Here is a 15,026-nt window from a genome sequence, read left to right as displayed (position 1 = left end):
CCGATACCTGAGTGTTGCGTTCAAGTATTCACCGCATTTGTTGTATTTTCCTTACTTGTTTTCTGCGCCGCCTCCCGCGCCAGCTGCGCCTCCTGCTTTTGCAGCGTGCGGGCCAGGATCGACGAATACAGCGGCTTGCCGCCGAGCAGCTGCGCCACCACCGTGGCGCCGAGGCAGGTGATGATCATCGGTAAAATAAGTTGGTAGTTGTCGGTCATTTCCAGCACCAGCACGATGCCGGTCAGCGGGGCGCGCACCGTGGCGGCGAACAGCGCCCCCATGCCGGCGATGGCGAAGGTGCCCGCCTCGATGCCGTACTGCGGGAACAGATGCGCCCCCGCCAGCCCGAAGGCGGTGCCGAACAGCGTGCCCAACGCCAGCATCGGCGCGAAGATGCCGCCCGGCGCGCCGGAACCGAAGCACAGCAGCGTGGTGAAGATGCGGGTGATAAAGATAAACATCAACATGCCGACGCTGTAGTTGCCCGCCGCGGCGATCGGGATCAGCCCAAAGCCGCCGCCCGCTGCCTCCGGCTGGATCAGCCCCAGAATGCCGCACACGCCGCCGAGCAGCCCGCCCATCAGCAAGACATTGCGCATTCTGCCGCCGTGCAGGCGCGCGAACATGTCCTGAGTGCGGAAGATCAGCGCGTTGAAACCCACGCCCACCGCGCCGAAGATTGCCCCCAACACCAGATAGAGCCACAGGGTATTGATGGGCGCCGAAGAAAGTTTGTCGACCGCGATCACCGCCCCCTGGCCGTTAAACAGCTGGAACACCACGCTCGACATGATAACGCCGATAAACACCGCTTTAATCGAGATCAGGTTGTAGCGGAACTGCGGCCGCATCTCTTCGATGATGAACAAGATGCCGGCCAGCGGCGCGTTGAACGCGGCGGACAAGCCGGCGGCGGCCCCGGTCGCCAGCAGCGTATGACGCGCCTCGGCGCCGCGAATGCGCAGCACGTCCAATACCATGCGCCCGACGTTGCCGCCCATCTGCACCGTGGGCCCTTCACGCCCCAGCACCATGCCCGCCCCCAGCGTGCCCATGCCGCCGATGAATTTCACCGGGATCACGCGCCACCAGCGTACCGGCCGCAGCTCTTCCAGCGCGCCTTCGATTTCCGGAATGCCCGAGCCGCCCGCCTCAGGCGCAAAGCGCCGCACCAGGTAATAGCCCAGCGCTGCCAGCGCGGCGGACAGGATAAACGCCAGGGGCCACACCAGGAGCCAGGAGTCGGCGACCTGCGCCAGCGAAGCCAGCCGCTGCTGCTGCACCCACTCCACCGCTTTATCGAAGGCCACGCCGAGCAAACCGGCCAGCGCCCCCACCAGCGCGGCCATCACCAGGATCGCCACCGGGGTTTTATCGCGGCGAATAAACTGACGCACCGCATCGCTGCGGCTAAGACGCGGGCTCAACGTCCCGACGGGCTGTGATTGTGATTCTGTCATCGCGAGTGATTCGTCAGGTAATTTGTAATACAAATAGGCAGGGCGATAATTCTACCCCAACCTGGCGGCGGGCGCTGCCGTTAATGGTATCTGACTGTGATCGTTTCATAACGCGGCGCTCTCCTCTAGAATAGCGCGGTCAAATCATTCAAAAGAGAATCCAGGAGCCGATTTATGAGCCTACACAGCAAGTCCGAAAGTCTGTACGCCCAGGCGCAACAGTTGATCCCCGGCGGGGTAAACTCTCCGGTGCGTGCATTCACCGGCGTAGGCGGTGTGCCGCTGTTTATCGAGCGGGCAGACGGGGCTTACCTGTTCGATGCCGACGGCAAGGCCTATATCGACTATGTCGGTTCCTGGGGGCCGATGGTGCTGGGGCATAACCACCCGGCGATCCGCGACGCGGTAATCGAAGCGGCGCAGCGCGGCCTGAGCTTCGGCGCGCCGACCGAGATGGAAGTCAAAATGGCGCAGCTGGTCACCGAGCTGGTGCCGACGATGGATATGGTGCGCATGGTGAACTCAGGCACCGAAGCCACCATGAGCGCCATCCGCCTGGCGCGCGGCTACACCAACCGCGATAAAATCATCAAGTTCGAAGGCTGCTATCACGGCCACGCCGACTGCCTGCTGGTGAAAGCCGGCTCCGGCGCGCTGACCCTCGGCCAGCCGAACTCACCGGGCGTGCCGGCCGACTTCGCCAAGCACACTCTGACCTGCACCTATAACGATCTGGATTCGGTGCGCGCCGCCTTCGAACAGTACCCGTCCGAAATCGCCTGTATCATCGTCGAGCCGGTCGCCGGCAACATGAACTGCGTGCCGCCGCTGCCGGAATTCCTGCCGGGCCTGCGCGCCCTGTGCGACAAGTACGGCGCGCTCTTGATCATCGACGAAGTGATGACCGGCTTCCGCGTCGCGCTGGCCGGCGCGCAATCCTATTACGGCGTCGAGCCTGATCTGACCTGCCTCGGCAAAATCATCGGCGGCGGCATGCCGGTGGGCGCCTTCGGCGGCCGTCGCGAGGTGATGGAGGCGCTGGCGCCGACCGGCCCGGTCTACCAGGCCGGCACCCTGTCCGGCAACCCGATCGCCATGGCGGCGGGCTACGCTTGTTTGACCGAAGTCTCACAGGTCGGCGTGCACCAGACGCTGACCGAACTGACCGAGATGCTGGCCGCTGGCCTGCTGCACGCGGCGCAGGAGGAGAATATTCCGCTGGTGGTCAACAACGTCGGCGGCATGTTCGGCCTGTTCTTCACCGACGCGCCGGCGGTCACCTGCTACCAGGACGTGATGCAGTGCGACGTGGAACGCTTCAAGCGCTTCTTCCACCTGATGCTGGAAGAAGGGGTGTATCTGGCGCCGTCCGCCTTCGAAGCGGGCTTCATGTCCGTGGCGCACAGCAAGGAAGACATTCAGCGCACCATCGACGCCGCGCGTCGCTGCTTCGCCAAGCTGTAATCCCGGCCGAATGGCCAAAAAAACGGGCGCCTCGGCGCCCGTTTTTTTCTCTGCGGCTTAAAGCAGCGTGCCGTAAATGGTCAACAGCGCCACCACCACCACGATGATCATCGTCACCTTGCGCGCCAGCGTCACCGCCGCCCGCGGCGTTTGCACCGGATCCATATGCGGATCGCGCGCCAGCGAGAACTGGGCCAACCGCGTCAGCACCTGATACGACGACGAATGCCGATCCCCGAGCGAGGCGAACCAGGCCGGCAACGCGCGTTCACCGTGGCCAAACAGCGCGTAGGCCACTCCAGCCAAACGCACCGGGATCCAGTCCAGCCAGTTCAGCAGGTGATCGATGCCCGATTGCGAACGCTCCAGCGGCGTATTGTGGCGCGCCAGCCAGGTTTGATAGGCGCGCAGAAAGGCATACCCCGCCAGCGCGATCGGACCGTACGGCCCAAAGACCACAAACCAGAACAGCGGCGCCAGGTAATAACGGAAGTTAATCCACAGCAGCGCGTTTTGCAGCTCGCGCAGGCGCAGCTCTTCGCTGCAGTCCACCGGCAAGCCGTGGATCAACGCCAGCTCTTCCGCCATCTGATCGCTGGCGTGGATATCCCCCTGCCGCGCCGCTTTCAGGTAGGCGCGGTAGTGTTTGCGCTTGATGCCGGCGCCGACGCACAGCAGATCGATGACGATCCACAGCAGCAGCGTCACCACGCCGAAGAACAGCCCGTGCGACAACCACAGAACGCCCCAGACGATCACCATCCAGGCGGCGGTCATCGCCAGCGTCTGTGCCAGCGAAACCCGATGCAGCCGCTGAAATACCACTTCGAGGCGATGATCCAGCTGCCAGTGTTCTCCCAGCTTGAACAGGCGCTCCCAGGCCAAAACCAGCAACAGCGTAAACAGCGTCATTAGCGATTCCTCTCCCTTTTTCTTGTCTCAAGCATAGCGTCGGCGGGCGCGCCGCGTTGTTCCAGAGATGCCAGATAGCGATCCCAATCGAACGCCGGCCCGGGATCGGTCTTGCGGCCGGGGGCGATATCGCAATGCCCGGCAATATTGGCCGCCAGCGGTGGATAATGTTCGGCCAGCAGCACGGTGACCGCCTGCAGCGTGCGATATTGCGCTTCGGTGTAGGGTAACTGGTCAGTTCCTTCCAGCTCGATGCCGATGGAGAAATCGTTGCACCGATCGCGCCCCTGATACAGGGAAACGCCCGCGTGCCAGGCACGCTGGTCGAAAGGCACATACTGCACCATATCTCCGCCGCGGCGAATCAGGCAATGCGCCGACACCCGCAGCTGATGGATCTCGGCGAAATAAGGGTGCTGCGCAGGGTCGAGCGTGCCGGTGAACAGCTGGTCGATATAGGGGCCACCGAACTCGCCGGGCGGCAAGCTGATGTTGTGGATGACCAGCAGCGAGGGCGGCTCGTCATCCGGGCGCCGATCGCAGTGCGGCGAGAGCACTCGCGTCACCCCAACAATCCAGCCATTTTCCAACTGCATCAGACACCTCTCTGCGGTGGTACTTATTCCTGCAACAGAGTAGCATGTTCCCCTACGATCTAACCGTCCATTTCGGAGTTTTCCATGCCGACACGCCGCTACAGTGCCGACAGTCGCCGCACCGAGCTTCTTGAACGAATTGAAAGTGATATTCCCTATGCCGTCGCCCAGGCGCTGCGCGAAGACCTGGGGGGCGAAGTCGACGCCGGGCGCGATATTACCGCGCAATTGTTACCGGCAGACAAACAGGCCGAAGCCACCGTCATCACCCGCGAAGCCGGCGTGTTCTGTGGCCGTCGCTGGCTGAACGAAGTCTTTATTCAGTTGGGCAATCAGGTGCAGGTGGAGTGGCTGGTGGCGGACGGCGACCGTCTGACGCCGAACCAACCGCTCTGCCGGCTGCGCGGCCCGGCGCGGGTGATGCTGACCGGCGAGCGCACCGCGCTGAACTTCGTGCAGACGCTCTCCGGTGTGGCGACCGAAGTCAGCCGCTACGTGGCCCTGCTGGAAGGCACCCGGACTCGCCTGCTCGATACCCGCAAGACCTTACCCGGCCTGCGCACCGCGCTGAAATACGCCGTGCTGTGCGGGGGCGGCAGCAACCACCGGCTGGGGCTGTCCGATGCCTTCCTGATCAAGGAAAACCACATCATCGCCTCCGGTTCTATCAAGAACGCGGTGGAAAAAGCCTTCTGGCTGCACGCCGACGTGCCGGTGGAAGTGGAAGTCGAGTCGCTCGATGAACTGCAGCAGGCGCTGGATGCCGGCGCCGACATCATCATGCTGGACAACTTCAGCGTAGAGATGATGCGTCAGGCGGTCGCACAAACCCAGGGCCGCGCCCAGCTGGAAGTGTCCGGCAACGTCACCCGCGAGACGCTGCGCACCTTCGCCGAGACCGGCGTGGATTACATTTCGGTCGGCGCGCTGACCAAGCATGTGACCGCGCTCGATCTGTCGATGCGCTTCAAATGATCCCCTCGCCCCCGGCCGCTGCCGGGGGCGTTACCGCAGTTTGCGAAGCCCCTCGCACCGTTTTTTTCACCGCTGCAAACCACATCATTACTGATGGAAGTACGCCGAGAAACGCGTAACCGCCCCTCGCCGTGCCCCCGAGCAAGCCGCTACCGTTGTCTTCCACACCCCAATGGAGGAAACAACGCATGGAAACACAACGCGGCTTTACCCTGATAGAACTGATGGTGGTGATCGCCATCATCGCCATCCTCAGCGCCATCGGCATTCCCGCCTACCAGCGCTACATCCAGAAAGCAGCGATGACCGACATGCTGCAAACCATGGCGCCGTATAAAATGGCGGTCGAGCTGTGCGTGCTGGACGAAGGCGCGCCCGCCGGCTGCGAGGCCGGCAGCAAAGGCATTCCCACCGGCGGCACATCGCGCTATGTCAGCGGGGTGAAAGTCGTCAAAGGCGTGATCACGCTGACCGGCAGCCAAACGCTGCAGGGCCTGGCGGTGGCATTAACCCCCAAGTCTAACGCCGATGGGCTGACCCGCTGGAGCCGGCTGTGCAGCAGCGAAAACGCGACGCTGGTTGAGGTGTGCCAGGAAGTCTTCCGCTTCGACAACGCGGCGGAGTAATGGCGATGAACGCGCAAATCAGCGAAGAGGTTCACGCCCTGTGCCGGCGCTATCAGGCGCTGGCGCTGAGCGAAGACCCGACCACCCTGACGGTCGCGCTCAGCGAAGAAGCGCCGCAGGGGCTGCTGGCGGCGCTACGTTTCGCCACCGGCAAGCGCATCCATTTGGAACAATGGCCGGCGGCCAGGCTGGAGATGGCACTGAACCAGCACCACGAGCCGCTCCCGGCGCCGTTGACGGCCGAAGAGGACACGACCGACATCGCCTACCCCGACGACGGCGATGCGCCGGTGGTACAGTTCATCAACCAGACGCTGCGCCTGGCCATTCAGCGCCGCGCCTCGGACATTCACTTTGAGCCCTTTCGGCAGCATTTTCGCATTCGCCTGCGCATCGACGGCGTGCTGCAAACCCTTGCCTCACCGCCGCCGCAGCTGGCTGCGCGCCTCATCGCCCGGCTGAAGATCCTCGGCCAACTGGATATCACCGAGCGCCGTCAACCTCAGGACGGGCAGCTCAGCCTGACGCTGGACAGCGCGCGCTATGCCATGCGCATCGCCACCCTGCCGACGTTGCACGGCGAAAAGGTGGTGCTGCGCGTTCAGCAGGGCGAGCAGCAAGAGCTGCCGCTGGATCAACTGGGCATGAGCCGGACGGATCTGGCGCGCTACGCGGCAGCGTTGGCCTGCCCGCAAGGTTTGATCCTGGTGACCGGCCCGACCGGCAGCGGCAAGACGGTAACGCTGTACAGCGGGCTGCGCCAGTTGAATGATGCGCAAAGCAACCTGTGCAGCGTCGAGGATCCGGTCGAGATCCCGCTGTTCGGCGTCAATCAGACCCAGATCAACGCCAAAACCGAGCTGAACTTCACCCGAGTGCTGCGTGCCCTGCTGCGCCAGGATCCGGACGTCATCATGATCGGCGAGATCCGCGATGCGGAAACCGCCGAGATCGCGGTCAAGGCCGCACAAACCGGCCACCTGGTGCTGTCGACGCTGCATACCAACTCCACTGCTGAAACCCTGACGCGGCTGATGCACATGGGTATCCCCGGCTACCTGCTCGCCGGCTGCCTGAAGCTGGTCGTCGCCCAGCGGCTGGTGCGCAGGCTGTGTCGCCACTGCCGCTACCCGCAAAGCCAGCCGGCGCATTTTCCCACCGCGCTCTGGCCGGAACCGCTGACCGCCTGGCGCGCCGACGGCTGCGAGCACTGCTTCGGCGGCTATTATGGGCGCATCGGCGTGTATGAACTGTTGGCCATTACGCCGGAAATTCAGGCGGCATTGCTGGCGAACGCCGCTCCCAGTCTGCTGGCGGATATCGCCCACGAGCAGGGGCAGCTTTCGCTGCTGCAGGCGGGTCTGTCGCTGGCCGCCGAAGGCACGACCTCGCTGGAAGAACTGTACCGCGTGATCGACGTCGTCCAGCCCGGCGTAACCACGCCATGAAAGCGCGCCGGTTGTTTCTGTGGCAGGCTTTCGACGCTCAGGGCACCTTACGCCGCGGCGAACTGATGAGCGATGAAAAACGGCAGGTGAGCCGGCTGCTGATCGAACAAGGCCTGCAACCTTGGCGGATCGGGCACGGCAAACGCGTCACGCCCGGCCAATGGCGCGGAGAACCGTTAATCCACTTCACCCGCCAGCTCGCTACCCTGTTGCAGGCCGGGCTGCCGCTGGTCAATACGCTGCAGCTTCTGGCGGCAGAGCATCCTTCGGCAGCCTGGCGTTGCCTGCTGCGCCAGCTGGCCGACCAGGTGTGCGAAGGGCAGCCGCTCTCCGAAAGCCTTGCCGCACAACCAAGCGTTTTTCCACTGATCTATCGCCAACTGATCGCCATCGGCGAACTGACCGGCAACCTCGATCGCTGCTGCCTGCAGCTGGCGCAACAGCAGGAGGCCCAGCTGCTGCTGCGCCGCAAGGTGACCAAAGCGCTGCGTTATCCCCTCTTCATCTGCGCGGTGGCGCTGCTGGTCAGCGTGCTGATGCTGGTGATGGTGCTGCCGGAATTTGCCAAGGTTTATCAGTCGTTCGATGCGCAGCTGCCCTGGTTTACCCAAGGATTATTGGGGTTGTCCGCGCTGCTGATCGCCGTTGGCCCCTATTTGGCGCTGCTGCTCGGCGCGTTGCTGTTCGGCTACTGCCGCTGGCTGCATCCGCGCCCTCCGTGGCGCCAACGCGAACAGGCCGCCTTGCTGCGCCTGCCGCTAATTGCCCGGCTGGTGAGCGGCGGCGCGCTGAGCCAAACATTTCGTATCCTGACCATGACCCAACGCGCGGGGCTGACGCTGGTGGAAGGCTTGAACGCGGCGGCGCTGGCGGCGGATCATCCGTTGTACCGGCAGGCGCTGGAGCAGGTGCAACGGCAGATCGCCGAAGGCGAAGCGTTTCATCATGCCCTGGGCCTGCAACCGCTGTTTCCGCCGCTGTGCCGGCAGCTGGTGCGGGTGGGCGAGGAGTCCGGTTCGCTGGACGCCTTGCTGGATAAGTTGGCGCAGTGGTATGAACGGCAGACGCACGAGCTGGCCGATACGCTGGCGCAAACGCTGGAGCCGCTGTTGATGCTGGTGGTGGGCGGGATTGTCGGCGCTTTGGTTATCGCCATGTATCTGCCTATCTTTCAACTGGGCAGCGTGCTGGGATAAAGAAGAGGATAGCGGGCGCCGTGGTGCGCGGCGCCCGAATGCAAGCTGCGGCTTATTTGCTGCCGAAGACGCGGTTTTCCTGCTCCGCCACGCGGATAAAGGTGGTGCGCTTGGTCAGCTCTTTCAGACGCTCGGCGCCGACGTAGGTGCAGGCGGAACGCAGGCCGCCGAGGATATCGCGCACGGTAAACTCTACCTCGCCGCGCAGCGGCAGCTTGACGGTTTTGCCTTCGGCCGCGCGATACTCTGCTACGCCGCCGACGTGGCGCTTCATCGCTGACTCGGAGCTCATGCCGTAGAACAGCATAAATTTCTCGCCGTTCTCTTCCACCACGGTGCCTTCGCACTCGTCGTGGCCGGCCAGCATGCCGCCCAGCATCACGAAGTCCGCGCCGCCGCCGAAGGCTTTGGCGACATCGCCCGGCACCGAGCAGCCGCCGTCGCTGACGATTTGGCCGCCCAGCCCGTGGGCCGCATCGGCGCATTCGATCACCGCCGACAACTGCGGGTAGCCCACACCGGTCTTCACGCGGGTGGTGCATACCGACCCCGGGCCGATGCCGACTTTAACGATGTCGGCGCCGGAGAGGATCAACTCTTCCACCATTTCGCCGGTTACCACGTTACCTGCGCAGATGACGTGATTCGGGCAGGCTTCGCGCGCTTTCTGCAGGAAGGCGACGAAGTGTTCGGAGTAGCCGTTGGCCACGTCGATACAGATGAATTTCAGCGCCGGAGACAGGGCCAGGATCTGCTGCATTTTGGCGAAGTCGGCTTCGGAGGTGCCGGTGGAGACCATCACATGGCGCAGCACCGATTCCGGCATGCGCTGCACGAAGTCAGCCCATTGCTCGACGCTGTAATGTTTGTGTACGGCGGTGAGAACGTCGAAAGAAGCCAGGGCCTCGGCCATGCGGAAGGTGCCCACCGTGTCCATGTTGGCGGCGATAATCGGCACGCCGGACCAGCTGCAACCTGAATGCTTGAAGGTAAACTGACGTTCCAGTTCAACCTCGGAGCGGCTTTTCAGCGTGGAGCGCTTAGGGCGGATCAACACGTCTTTAAAGCCCAACTTCAAATCTTCTTCAATACGCATGACTTATGATTTCCTGGTTAATGGCGACGGATCGCAAGGAGGATATTCGCACCTCTACCCGACGGCTTTCCAGTGGCGCAAAAAGACGGCGGCGAGATTAATGCCAGTTCCAGTGACGTTATAATACGCGCTAATAATCGCCGAACAAGACTGCGAATTCGCCTTTATTTACGCTACAATCCGACAAATTTACCTGCATAATCGCAGTGTGACTGCCCGCTCATTTTTGCCGTGCCGCTGCGTTTTTTCTCACCACCCAATCGGTGCCGATGCGCAAGCGCCGCCTGCCGACTTGCACTTCTGCGCGATCGCTTTATGATTCGACTATTATTTTTTTATGAACATCGGATGCACCTAACACCATGGCCTACATTGTTGCGTTGACCGGGGGCATAGGCAGCGGCAAGACGACCGTCGCGAACGCCTTTGCGCGCCACGGCGCAACCCTTGTCGATGCTGACATGATCGCCCGTCAGGTCGTCGAGCCGGGCACCCCTGCCTTGGCCGCGATCGCCGAACGATTTGGTAATGAAATGTTGCTGCCGGACGGTGCGTTGAACCGCGCTGCGCTGCGTCAGCGCATCTTCAGCCATCCCGATGACAAAACCTGGCTGAACCAGCTGCTGCACCCGCTGATACACCGTGAAACCCAGCGCCAACTGGCGCAAGCCACCAGCCCGTACGCGCTGTGGGTGGTGCCGCTGCTGGTGGAAAACCGCCTGCAGGATCGCGCCGATCGGGTGCTGGTGATCGACGTCGACGCCGAAACCCAGCTGGCTCGCACCATCGCGCGCGACGGCGTAAGCCGTGAGCAAGCGCAGAGCATTCTCGCCGCCCAGGCCACGCGCCAGCAGCGCCTCGCCGTGGCGGATGACATTATTGACAACAGCGGCGCCGCTCAGGGGATAGAGCCACAGGTCGCCGCTCTGCATCGTCGCTACCTTGAACTGGCGGCAACAGCGCCCCAACAGGATTAAACTGCATGAGTGATGTTTCCCCAACCGTTCTCTTTGAACACCCGCTGAACGAGAAGATGCGCACCTGGCTGCGCATCGAATTCCTGCTGCAACAGCTGCACGGCCAACGCGCCCTGAGTGAAACCGCCATCGCCCTCACCTTCTTTCGCACCGTCTCCGACTTGCTGGACGTGCTGGAGCGCGGCGAAGTGCGCACCGAACTGCTCAAAGAGCTGGAGCGCCAGCAGCAGAAACTGTTGGCCTGGGCCGATGTGCCGGGCGTGGATATGGCGCTGATCGACCAGCTGCGCGGCCAGCTGAAGTCGCGCTCATCGGCGCTGATGGCGGCGCCGCGCCTCGGCCAGGCGCTGCGCGAAGATCGGCTGATCGGCCTGGTGCGTCAGCGGCTGAACATTCCTGGCGGTTGCTGCAGCTTCGATCTGCCGACCCTGCACATGTGGATGCACGCGCCGCAGCAAGATCGCGATGCCGACGTCGCCGCCTGGCTGCAGTCGCTGGATCCGCTGAACCAGGCGCTGATCATGGTGTTGGATCTGATCCGCCAATCCGGGCCGTTCCGCAATCAAATCAGCCTGAACGGTTTTTTCCAGGACAACGCCGAAGGGGCGGATCTGCTGCGCCTGCGCCTCCATCTGGCGCCGCAGCTTTATCCGCAGATTTCCGGCCATAAGACGCGTTATGCTATTCGTTTCCTGCCGCTGGACAGCGAACATGGCGCGGTGCCTGAACGCCTGACGTTCGAACTGGCCTGTTGTTGAACTTATGAAAGAAAGCCTTCTCAGCACCGCAAGAAGGCGTAAGGAACCGTTATGACGACCGTAGTAAAATGCCCAACCTGTGGCACCGGCGTGGTTTGGGGTGAAGTCAGCCCATTCCGGCCGTTTTGCAGCAAACGCTGCCAGCTGATCGATCTCGGCGAGTGGGCCGATGAAGAGAAGCGCATTCCGAGCAACAGCGATCTGTCGGAAAGCGAAGACTGGAGCGAAATGGACGATCGCTGATCGCCCGCTGTTGGCCTGGCGGACGCCAGGCCAAACTGGTTATTGCGCGGCGTTCGCCTGTGCCACCAGCAGCTGAATAATGCCGACGTTGGCTTCCGGGAACTCGTCTTCACGCAGGTCCACCTGTTTTACCCAGCGCATCGGTTGCCCCTCGCGGCCGAACGGCTCACCCGCCCAGGCTTCTACCAGATAAAAATTCAGCGTCACGATGCGATCGCTGAAGCGGTGCTCCACCACCTCCAGCAGTTCGGCGCGTTCGGTTTCGATACCGGTCTCTTCCCGCAGCTCGCGGCTCAACGCCTGTTCCGGCGTTTCACCCTGTTCGATCTTACCGCCGGGAAACTCCCAAAAGCCGGCCATGTGCGCATCGGCGGCGCGGCGGGTAATAAAGATCTCCTGTTGAGCATTGCGGATAATGCCCACGGCGATATTCAGATGTTTCATCTCACCCTCCTGATGGGTGCCAAAAAACAGGGGCTCAGCAAGCTGAACCCCTGGGTGTTATCGGTTAACCGCGGCCGGCATTACTGCAGGCGGCCGTGGCACTGCTTGTATTTCTTGCCGGAACCGCATGGGCAAGGATCGTTGCGCCCCACTTTACGCTCGGCGGTCGCCGGCGCGTTCGGATCTTCAGTCACCAGCGCGTTCTCGTCGTGGTGGCTCAGCTGTTGCTGCTGCGCCAGACGCTCGGCCTCTTCACGGCGCTGCTGTTCCAGCGCTTCCACCTCTTCCGGCATCCGCACCTGTACCTTGCTCAGCACGCTGATCACTTCATATTTCAGCGATTCCAGCATGGTGGCGAACATGTTGAAGGATTCACGCTTGTACTCCTGCTTCGGATCCTTCTGCGCGTAACCGCGCAGGTGGATACCCTGGCGCAGGTAGTCCATCGCCGCCAGATGCTCTTTCCACAGAGAATCCAACGTCTGCAGCATCACGCCCTTCTCGAAGTTGCGCATCATCTCGCTGCCGACCACTTCTTCCTTACGCTGATACTGCTCTTTGGCGTTCTCCAGAATGCGTTCGCGCAGCGTCTCTTCGTGCAGCTCCGGCTCTTTGTCCAGCCACTGGGCGATCGGCATCTCCAGATCGAAGTCGTTCTTCAGGCGCTCTTCCAGCCCCTGAATGTCCCACTCTTCTTCCAGCGACTGCGGCGTGATGTAGTTGTCGATGGTGCTCTTGAACACGTCCTCGCGGATGCTGGCGATGGTTTCGCTCACGTCGGACACGTCCAGCAATTCGTTGCGTTGGCTGTAGATGGCGCGGCGCTGATCGTTGGCGACGTCATCGTACTCCAGCAGCTGCTTACGGATGTCGAAGTTGCGGCTCTCTACCTTACGCTGGGCATTGGCGATCGCCTTGGTCACCCACGGGTGCTCAATCGCTTCGCCTTCTTTCATGCCCAGTTTACGCATCATGCCGGACACGCGATCCGAGGCGAAGATACGCATCAGGGCATCTTCCATCGACAGGTAGAAGCGGGATGAACCGGCGTCGCCCTGACGACCGGAACGGCCGCGCAGCTGGTTATCGATACGGCGCGATTCATGGCGCTCGGTGCCGATGATATGCAGGCCGCCCGCCGCCAGCACCGCGTCGTGGCGCTCTTTCCAGGCGGCTTTGATGGCTTCGATCTGCTCTTCGGTCGGTTCTTCCAGCAGCGCCACTTCAGCCTGCCAGCTGCCGCCCAACACGATATCGGTACCACGGCCCGCCATGTTGGTGGCGATGGTTACCGCACCGCTCTGGCCGGCCTGGGCGACGATGTCCGCTTCCATGGCGTGGAATTTGGCGTTCAGCACCTTGTGGTCGATGCCCGCTTTGGTCAGCTCACGGGACACCACTTCGGATTTCTCGATTGAGATGGTACCCACCAACACCGGCTGGCCTTTGGCGGTACGCTCGCGGATGTCCTCGATGATGGCGCCGATCTTCTCTTTCTCGGTCATGTACACCAGATCCGGCATGTCCTTACGGATCATCGGACGGTTGGTTGGCACCACGATGGTGTCCAGCTTGTAGATCGAGCTGAATTCGAAGGCTTCGGTATCGGCGGTACCGGTCATCCCGGCCAGCTTCTCGTACAGACGGAAGTAGTTCTGGAAGGTGATCGAAGCCAGCGTCTGGTTCTCGTTCTGGATCTCCACGCCTTCTTTGGCTTCCACCGCCTGGTGCAGGCCATCGGACCAACGGCGGCCCTGCATGGTGCGGCCGGTGTGCTCATCGACGATGATCACTTCGCCGTCTTTCACGATGTAGTCAACGTCGCGGGTGAACAGCACGTGGGCGCGCAGCGCGGCGGTAACGTGGTGCATCAGCATGATATTGGTCGGCGAGTACAGCGATTCGCCTTCATCCATGATGCCAGCCTCTACCAGCATCTCTTCGATCAGGATCAGGCCGCGTTCGGTCAGGTGAACCTGGCGCGCCTTCTCATCCACCGAGAAGTGCCCTTCACCCTTGAAGGTGTCGGAGTCTTCTTTTTCCTGGCGGATCAGTTTAGGGATCAGCTTGTTGACCTTGATGTACATCTCGGAGCTGTCTTCGGCCGGGCCGGAGATGATCAGCGGCGTACGCGCTTCATCGATCAGGATGGAGTCCACCTCATCCACCAGCGCATAGTGCAGTTTGCGCTGCACGCGCTCTTCCGGGCTGAACGCCATGTTGTCGCGCAGGTAGTCGAAGCCGTATTCGTTGTTGGTGCCGTAGGTGATGTCGGCAGCGTAAGCTTCACGCTTGGCCGGCGCCGGCATGCCCGGCAGGTTGATGCCGATGCTCAGGCCGAGGAACTCGAACAGCGGGCGGTTGTTTTCGGCGTCACGCTGCGCCAGATAGTCGTTGACGGTCACCACGTGCACGCCGCGGCCGCTCAGGGCGTTCAGGTAGGCCGGCAGCGTCGCGGTCAGGGTTTTACCTTCACCGGTGCGCATCTCGGCGATGCAGCGGTCGTTCAGCACCATGCCGCCCAGCAGCTGCACGTCGAAGTGACGCATGCCGAACACGCGCTTGCTCGCCTCACGCACCACGGCGAAGGCTTCCGGGATCAGGCTTTCCAGCGACTCGCCTTTTTCCAGGCGTGCGCGGAACTCGTTGGTTTTCGCTTTCAGCTCGTCATCGGACAGTTTTTCCATGTCCGGTTCCATGCGGTTGATCTGCTCAACCACTTTGCGCATGCGGCGCAGGGTACGATCGTTACGGCTGCCAAAAACTTTGGTTAATAATTTCACTAACATGATGTTTGATATCTCTGTCATGACGGCCGAATGCGGCAGTCA

The 15,026-nt window shown here is 62.2% G+C and carries 14 protein-coding genes; 8 read left to right on the top strand and 6 right to left on the bottom strand.

What is annotated here, in order from left to right:
• Positions 1–20: 20 nt before the first annotated feature.
• Positions 21–1,460: a H(+)/Cl(-) exchange transporter ClcA gene (gene clcA / locus AC2CGQ_RS18555; protein WP_033631797.1), complete on the bottom strand. Its 1,440-nt coding sequence runs from the start codon at positions 1,458–1,460 to the stop codon at positions 21–23.
• A 174-nt stretch (positions 1,461–1,634) separates the two neighbouring features.
• On the opposite strand from clcA, the gene hemL reads away from it, so the two are divergent.
• Entirely contained in the window at positions 1,635–2,924 is a 1,290-nt protein-coding gene (hemL, locus tag AC2CGQ_RS18550; protein WP_049242056.1) for a glutamate-1-semialdehyde 2,1-aminomutase, read from the top strand.
• A gap of 57 nt (positions 2,925–2,981) precedes the next feature.
• On the opposite strand, the gene ampE is transcribed toward hemL, so the two are convergent.
• Together ampE and ampD are read right to left on the bottom strand one after the other, a co-directional pair.
• Complete coding sequence (gene ampE, locus AC2CGQ_RS18545; RefSeq protein ID WP_004932714.1) at positions 2,982–3,836, bottom strand: beta-lactamase regulator AmpE; 855 nt, start codon at positions 3,834–3,836, stop codon at positions 2,982–2,984.
• The gene (gene ampD, locus AC2CGQ_RS18540) at positions 3,836–4,432 is read right to left on the bottom strand and encodes a 1,6-anhydro-N-acetylmuramyl-L-alanine amidase AmpD (RefSeq protein ID WP_099981621.1); all 597 of its coding nucleotides are present in this window, start codon (positions 4,430–4,432) and stop codon (positions 3,836–3,838) included. Before ampD ends, ampE begins: the two co-directional genes overlap by 1 nt.
• Positions 4,433–4,516: 84 nt before the next feature.
• Between ampD and nadC the strand changes: the two genes are divergently transcribed.
• From nadC to hofC, 4 genes are all read left to right on the top strand, one after another.
• The gene (nadC, locus tag AC2CGQ_RS18535; RefSeq protein WP_004932717.1) at positions 4,517–5,407 is read left to right on the top strand and encodes a carboxylating nicotinate-nucleotide diphosphorylase; all 891 of its coding nucleotides are present in this window, start codon (positions 4,517–4,519) and stop codon (positions 5,405–5,407) included.
• Between the two features lie 188 nt (positions 5,408–5,595).
• Entirely contained in the window at positions 5,596–6,033 is a 438-nt protein-coding gene (ppdD, locus tag AC2CGQ_RS18530) for a prepilin peptidase-dependent pilin (RefSeq protein WP_033631793.1), read from the top strand.
• A gap of 5 nt (positions 6,034–6,038) precedes the next feature.
• The gene (gene gspE / locus AC2CGQ_RS18525) at positions 6,039–7,481 is read left to right on the top strand and encodes a type II secretion system protein GspE (RefSeq protein WP_103085968.1); all 1,443 of its coding nucleotides are present in this window, start codon (positions 6,039–6,041) and stop codon (positions 7,479–7,481) included.
• Positions 7,478–8,677 carry a protein transport protein HofC gene (hofC, locus tag AC2CGQ_RS18520; RefSeq protein ID WP_166444845.1) on the top strand — a complete coding sequence of 400 codons (1,200 nt, stop codon included), beginning with the start codon at positions 7,478–7,480 and terminating at the stop codon, positions 8,675–8,677. Before gspE ends, hofC begins: the two co-directional genes overlap by 4 nt.
• Before the next feature lie 52 nt (positions 8,678–8,729).
• On the opposite strand, the gene AC2CGQ_RS18515 is transcribed toward hofC, so the two are convergent.
• Positions 8,730–9,773 (bottom strand): GMP reductase, encoded by a 1,044-nt coding sequence (locus tag AC2CGQ_RS18515; protein WP_015376656.1) that lies wholly within the window; start codon positions 9,771–9,773, stop codon positions 8,730–8,732.
• 362 nt (positions 9,774–10,135) lie between these two features.
• Between AC2CGQ_RS18515 and coaE the strand changes: the two genes are divergently transcribed.
• Genes coaE through yacG form a run of 3 tightly spaced genes read left to right on the top strand, consistent with a single transcriptional unit; the run spans position 10,136 to position 11,751 of the window.
• Positions 10,136–10,750: a dephospho-CoA kinase gene (coaE, locus tag AC2CGQ_RS18510; RefSeq protein ID WP_484593815.1), complete on the top strand. Its 615-nt coding sequence runs from the start codon at positions 10,136–10,138 to the stop codon at positions 10,748–10,750.
• Between the two features lie 5 nt (positions 10,751–10,755).
• Positions 10,756–11,508, top strand: a complete 753-nt coding sequence (zapD, locus tag AC2CGQ_RS18505) for a cell division protein ZapD (RefSeq protein ID WP_004932732.1) — start codon at positions 10,756–10,758, stop codon at positions 11,506–11,508.
• A 51-nt stretch (positions 11,509–11,559) separates the two neighbouring features.
• Positions 11,560–11,751 (top strand): DNA gyrase inhibitor YacG, encoded by a 192-nt coding sequence (gene yacG, locus AC2CGQ_RS18500; protein ID WP_004932737.1) that lies wholly within the window; start codon positions 11,560–11,562, stop codon positions 11,749–11,751.
• Positions 11,752–11,790: 39 nt separating this feature from the next.
• Here yacG and mutT read toward each other — a convergent pair whose 3' ends face one another.
• Together mutT and secA are read right to left on the bottom strand one after the other, a co-directional pair.
• Positions 11,791–12,195 (bottom strand): 8-oxo-dGTP diphosphatase MutT, encoded by a 405-nt coding sequence (gene mutT / locus AC2CGQ_RS18495; protein ID WP_015376655.1) that lies wholly within the window; start codon positions 12,193–12,195, stop codon positions 11,791–11,793.
• Between the two features lie 80 nt (positions 12,196–12,275).
• Positions 12,276–14,984: a preprotein translocase subunit SecA gene (gene secA, locus AC2CGQ_RS18490; RefSeq protein WP_046898126.1), complete on the bottom strand. Its 2,709-nt coding sequence runs from the start codon at positions 14,982–14,984 to the stop codon at positions 12,276–12,278.
• Between the last annotated feature and the right edge of the window lie 42 nt (positions 14,985–15,026).

The sequence above is a fragment of the Serratia sp. DFXYC6 genome (assembly GCF_057196085.1).
The sequence above is the reverse complement of the archived record's forward strand: the minus strand, read 5'-3'. Positions and strand labels throughout refer to the sequence as shown.

What these genes read in the sequence shown, in the direction of transcription:
- clcA (WP_033631797.1), bottom strand. Translation starts at nt 1,460, where the DNA reads ATGACAGAATCACAATCACAGCCCGTCGGGACGTTGAGCCCGCGTCTT.
- hemL (WP_049242056.1), top strand. Translation starts at nt 1,635, where the DNA reads ATGAGCCTACACAGCAAGTCCGAAAGTCTGTACGCCCAGGCGCAACAG.
- ampE (WP_004932714.1), bottom strand. Translation starts at nt 3,836, where the DNA reads ATGACGCTGTTTACGCTGTTGCTGGTTTTGGCCTGGGAGCGCCTGTTC.
- ampD (WP_099981621.1), bottom strand. Translation starts at nt 4,432, where the DNA reads ATGCAGTTGGAAAATGGCTGGATTGTTGGGGTGACGCGAGTGCTCTCG.
- nadC (WP_004932717.1), top strand. Translation starts at nt 4,517, where the DNA reads ATGCCGACACGCCGCTACAGTGCCGACAGTCGCCGCACCGAGCTTCTT.
- ppdD (WP_033631793.1), top strand. Translation starts at nt 5,596, where the DNA reads ATGGAAACACAACGCGGCTTTACCCTGATAGAACTGATGGTGGTGATC.
- gspE (WP_103085968.1), top strand. Translation starts at nt 6,039, where the DNA reads ATGAACGCGCAAATCAGCGAAGAGGTTCACGCCCTGTGCCGGCGCTAT.
- hofC (WP_166444845.1), top strand. Translation starts at nt 7,478, where the DNA reads ATGAAAGCGCGCCGGTTGTTTCTGTGGCAGGCTTTCGACGCTCAGGGC.
- AC2CGQ_RS18515 (WP_015376656.1), bottom strand. Translation starts at nt 9,773, where the DNA reads ATGCGTATTGAAGAAGATTTGAAGTTGGGCTTTAAAGACGTGTTGATC.
- coaE (WP_484593815.1), top strand. Translation starts at nt 10,136, where the DNA reads ATGGCCTACATTGTTGCGTTGACCGGGGGCATAGGCAGCGGCAAGACG.
- zapD (WP_004932732.1), top strand. Translation starts at nt 10,756, where the DNA reads ATGAGTGATGTTTCCCCAACCGTTCTCTTTGAACACCCGCTGAACGAG.
- yacG (WP_004932737.1), top strand. Translation starts at nt 11,560, where the DNA reads ATGACGACCGTAGTAAAATGCCCAACCTGTGGCACCGGCGTGGTTTGG.
- mutT (WP_015376655.1), bottom strand. Translation starts at nt 12,195, where the DNA reads ATGAAACATCTGAATATCGCCGTGGGCATTATCCGCAATGCTCAACAG.
- secA (WP_046898126.1), bottom strand. Translation starts at nt 14,984, where the DNA reads ATGTTAGTGAAATTATTAACCAAAGTTTTTGGCAGCCGTAACGATCGT.